Origin of the sequence: Streptomyces sp. M2CJ-2, from assembly GCF_016757295.1 — a bacterium.
In the GTDB taxonomy this organism is placed as follows: domain Bacteria; phylum Actinomycetota; class Actinomycetes; order Streptomycetales; family Streptomycetaceae; genus Streptomyces.
The window spans coordinates 1-4,052 of the sequence record NZ_JAESIF010000171.1; the positions used below are offsets into that span (position 1 = coordinate 1).

Here is a 4,052-nt window from a genome sequence, read left to right on the forward strand (position 1 = left end):
GGCATCGAGTCACCATCCCGCCGCCCGGCATCATCACGCACCGCAACCGTCACGTTGCCGAGAAGACCTCAGTGCGTTACACGTGATCTGTCGCAGTGCCACATATGGCGGCCTGTTCGGGCACGTACTCAAATGTTTGCCAGTGAGGCACATTTCGGACTGCATGGAAAAGCCGTTCAAGCGCGGCCGTCTCCGCGTAGAGCTCGTCACACGATCTTGTCGAGGTCCCCTGGTCGGACGTGATCGGTCTGATGATTCGGCCGTGGCGGGCGGCCGGGACGACGCGTACTGCCACCGCGAAGCCCCGCTCGTCGCCGGCCTCGGTCACGCCTTCGGGGCGTCGACCGGCGGGTTGCTTCGTGGCGACCTCGACGGAATCTGGAGATTCTTCACTCAAGGGGCATACCCGGCGAGTCGAGCGAGTCAAGCAAGAGGGGGCGACCGTGGTCACGGAGAGCAGACGAGCAGCACGGCCCGTTCGCCGGGGAAAGGTCATGACCTGGCTGTCGAAGGTGGTCGAGCTCAACCCCGCAGGGCTCAACTGGCCCGCGAGCGGTGGCGTTCCTGGACGCCGGGCTGGTGTCGATGTTCGACTTCTGGGCGATCGGGCATGAGCAGTACCTTCTCAGCGCCCTGTTCGGCCTGCTGTTCGCGGCGCTGGCCGACCCCGGAGGCAGCTACGGACACCGCGCGCTCCGCATCGCCGTCTTCGCGCTGATCGGCGCCGGGGTGACCGCGCTGGCCTTTGGCGTCGGGGCGGACGCCTGGGGCTGGCTGGTGCTCGCATCTTTCGTGGTCACGCTGGTCGCCGGGCTGGTGGTCGCCTTCGGGGTGCGCAGGGAAACGGACGGGCACAGCGCGACCGCGACCAGTCTGACGTCAGACGTCGGACGGGCAGGCTGCCGGGCGCGCGGCACGGGCATCCGAGCCTCGATGGAGTCGCAACCACGGCTGCACGCCTTCCCCTGCCTCGGCTCACGTCCGCCGGGGCGAGATCCCGGGCGTGGCCGTCGACTCGCGATGGGAACGCAAGCACAGTGCAATGCTGAGCGCCGAGGCGCCTTCTGTCCGCTTTTTCCATTCGGCTAAGTTTGCGCGCATTCCACTTGACGGCTGGCTTGGTTACTGAAAGCGCCGTCGAAGCGGATGGGTAACGCTTTTGGGCGTCGCGGCATTTTTCTGCGCTTGCCACGTTTCGCCGGTGACGTGAGACGATTCTTCTGCTGTCCCCCAGGGGGAAATGAGCGAGAACTGAGTGATCGTTTTCGTGGTAGAGTTTCAATGAATTCGCAAGGCGCCACGAGAAAAAGGGGAATGGCGTGAACACCGAGAAGGTCACGGCTCGACGTCTTACGGCCGAAGAGGTTTCGGAGTTGGGTCTCCAGGACGGAATCTTCGTCTCGGCAGAGATGGACGGCCTTCCTCTCGACTGCTATGCCCCGGCTTCCCTTACGGAGCCGGGTAAGAACTTCGAGGGAGGTTCCTTCACTGCGAGGACGATCTTCGGTCAGGAGATCCGCGTTCTCCCGGACAATGCCGAAGAGCCCGGGATCTGGGTTGCCGACGAGGCGGGGGAGGAAATCGAGGTTCTTCAGAACGCCGGTGTCCTCCTGAATCTCGCCCTCTTCGTTCCCGACGGGAACAAGGAATCCCTGGAGTTGCTCTACTCCGCCGCCCGGGACGCCTTCGGCGCGGGGATCGTTCAGCGCTGGAGCGAGGAAGTCCTCACGGTGCCGGATGTCAAGGTCGACTTGTTCGAGGAGCCGGCCCGGGGGCGGAAGAACGCGAGCAGCCAGAACCGTGACCGCCGCGCCTTGGACATCTACCCGACCCGAGTGCGATTCATGGAGCCCAGCGACGGCTGGAGGTTCATTGTCGAACCGCACAAAGAGGTCGTCGACGAGACACCGACGATCTGACCTGATGGCAGGTTAGTCTCGGTCTTTCGCGGGAGCCCGTCAGCTTGCTGACGGGCTCTTCTTCGTCCGGTCGCGTTGGTGGTGACGTCAATTCAGGCCCGGTGGTGGGTGAATCGAAGCTCCTCGTACGACAGTTCGCCGTCGAGGCCGGGGCCGACGACCGACAGACGGATGGACGCGCTGGCCTGGGCGCATGCTGCCAGTGCCGGGGAGCGGGCGAGTGGGCTCTCCGGTGTCGGTTCGTCGCCCCGGGCCTGGCGTTGGTGCCGGAGGTTCGTCACCCCGTACAACCTGGCCTGCTCGGCCGGTGACTGGGTGCTGATGATCTCGGAACCGGTGACCGACGCCATCCGCTACGAGTGAGCGGATGAACCGTGGCTCGTGCGGGTGGAGTGGTGCCGAAAGGAGGCTTCGCACCGGGCCGAGGTGCACAACCCCGGCTTCCCGGCGAACGTGAGGCGCTGGCCCCGACGCCGACGCCGACGACGCGCAGGGACGCGGGTCGCTGCCTGCCGACTCGATCATCGCTGTCAGAAGGTGATGTCAGCAAGAGGCGCCCCTCGGCACACGGCCCGCTCGCGCTCAGCACTTCTCCTTCAGCACGTTGTAGAAGTTGTCGGCGAACTCGTCCTCCGACTCTGCTGACGGGTACGAAGGGATGCGGATGGGGTGCTGCGGGTCGTGCGCGCGGTAAGCCTCGCAGTACTCCTGGCGCTGTTCCTGGCTGCTCGCGTACCAGGCGCCCTCTGCCGCCGACCTGGGCGGCTGCAAGTCGGTCTCTCCCTGCGCACACCCTGCGAGCAGGGCGACAGACGAGAGAACCACGGCGGCTACAGGTGCGAGTCTCATATGTTCTCCGGGGTGTGAGGTCGGTGGAGTCTCGATGGCCGGGTCAAGCCGGTGGGGCGCCGCCCGTCGGGTGTTCGTCCACCGCTGTCGGTGTCGGCTCCTCGGCGCCGGAACAGGAGCCGGATGCCGCGCGTGAAAAGGATGAACACCGTCCGGACGGCCATGAACACGGTGGTGAGGGCGAGTGCACGGGCAACCACGTCAGAGATCGTGGTCCACGGATCGGGTACGTCAAGGAGGAGCGAGAGCTCTACGATCACTGCGACCAGCCCGAACATGAACGGCAGCCATTCCCAGTGAGTCCGTGAGCGCCACCTCACCGCGGTCTGCCGCTTGTGCCGGCGTCGACGAGTCACCAGGCTGAGGACGACGCTCAGGGCCATCATCGAAACGGGCGTCCACAGGTCCCACCAGTGCACGGTGAGCTGCACCGCTCCTCCCCCTGCGGCTCTGAGGCCTGTCTGTGAGGACGGTGATCCTATCGCGAGGTCGGCGGAGCCTCGACCGGGTCAAGCCGCTGTGACGGTGTGTGTCCTTGCTGGTGGGCTCGTGCGCCTGGTGGTTGTCGTTGGTCATCATTGGCCACTGCCGAGCGGCCTCGGACGGCCCAGAGACGGCCCAGGCTTCCGCTCATCGGGCCGCCTTCGGAGGTGGTGTCCTCGGCCGCTGTGGCTCTCTGATGCGCCCGCATCGCGGTTCGCAGAGCTTCGAGCTCGGTTCGGGGAAACGGCCGGCCCCACTGGGACTCATAGGAGTCTTCGCCCTGTTCGTAATCGATCCGGTCGAAGGTCCGGACGGTCGACCGTGCGAGTGCCGTAACAGTGTGGCGGCCTGACCAGAGAACCGTCCCTGAGCTGTCCGGGGCTCGGGCGTCGTCGGCCAGCACCAGGCGGACATCGACCACAGTCCCGTCTCTCTGGAAGAACCACCGGTACACCTGCGGCTCTCCCTCCAATTCGGCCCGTGTGTCCTCGTCACCGAGGGCGAGTCGGGCAACGGCGTAGAGGAACTGCTCGGGTGCATCAGTGAGGTATGAGGCGATGGCCTCTGCCTCGCCGTGATCGTCAGCCACTTTGACGAAGGCCCAGCCGTGATTGTGCGGCGTCCATGTGATCGTCAGAGACGACATCTCCCCTCCTCTGTGGCGACTCTATGGCCCATGGCGCAGTCGTGCGGCCGGGTCCTCAGCTTGGGAAGCTGCGATCATTCACCCGAGTTCATCAGTTGATGGGCACATGAATGGGTCCGGGGCGTCGTTGTCGCAGGTCAGCGCGATACGGCCTG

General features: G+C 65.5%; 6 protein-coding genes and 1 pseudogene. 3 read left to right on the forward strand and 4 right to left on the reverse strand.

What is annotated here, in order from left to right; genetic code table 11:
* Nucleotides 1–555 precede the first annotated feature (555 nt).
* Complete coding sequence (locus JL475_RS40980; protein WP_237409449.1) at nt 556–1,089, forward strand: hypothetical protein; 534 nt, start codon at nt 556–558, stop codon at nt 1,087–1,089.
* Between the two features lie 230 nt (nt 1,090–1,319).
* On the forward strand, nt 1,320–1,919 hold the full coding sequence (locus JL475_RS38305) for a hypothetical protein (RefSeq protein ID WP_202282820.1): 600 nt from the start codon (nt 1,320–1,322) through the stop codon (nt 1,917–1,919).
* A 92-nt stretch (nt 1,920–2,011) separates the two neighbouring features.
* Here JL475_RS38305 and JL475_RS41635 read toward each other — a convergent pair whose 3' ends face one another.
* The gene (locus tag JL475_RS41635) at nt 2,012–2,122 is read right to left on the reverse strand and encodes a hypothetical protein (RefSeq protein WP_307825324.1); all 111 of its coding nucleotides are present in this window, start codon (nt 2,120–2,122) and stop codon (nt 2,012–2,014) included.
* Here JL475_RS41635 and JL475_RS40990 point away from each other — a divergent pair.
* Nucleotides 2,100–2,442, forward strand: a pseudogene (locus JL475_RS40990) (hypothetical protein); the annotation flags it as partial. The gene JL475_RS41635 and the pseudogene JL475_RS40990 overlap by 23 nt on opposite strands.
* 59 nt (nt 2,443–2,501) lie before the next feature.
* Here JL475_RS40990 and JL475_RS38315 read toward each other — a convergent pair.
* The 3 genes from JL475_RS38315 to JL475_RS38325 form a co-directional block, all read right to left on the reverse strand.
* Nucleotides 2,502–2,690 (reverse strand): hypothetical protein, encoded by a 189-nt coding sequence (locus JL475_RS38315; protein WP_202282822.1) that lies wholly within the window; start codon nt 2,688–2,690, stop codon nt 2,502–2,504.
* Nucleotides 2,691–2,764: 74 nt separating this feature from the next.
* Nucleotides 2,765–3,199, reverse strand: coding sequence for a hypothetical protein (locus JL475_RS38320; protein WP_202282823.1), 435 nt, complete (start codon nt 3,197–3,199; stop codon nt 2,765–2,767).
* Between the two features lie 47 nt (nt 3,200–3,246).
* Nucleotides 3,247–3,897 (reverse strand): hypothetical protein, encoded by a 651-nt coding sequence (locus JL475_RS38325; protein ID WP_237409450.1) that lies wholly within the window; start codon nt 3,895–3,897, stop codon nt 3,247–3,249.
* Between the last annotated feature and the right edge of the window lie 155 nt (nt 3,898–4,052).

Excerpts from the sequence above, each read along its gene's own strand:
- JL475_RS38325 (WP_237409450.1), bottom strand. The coding sequence starts at position 3,897 with ATGTCGTCTCTGACGATCACATGGACGCCGCACAATCACGGCTGGGCC.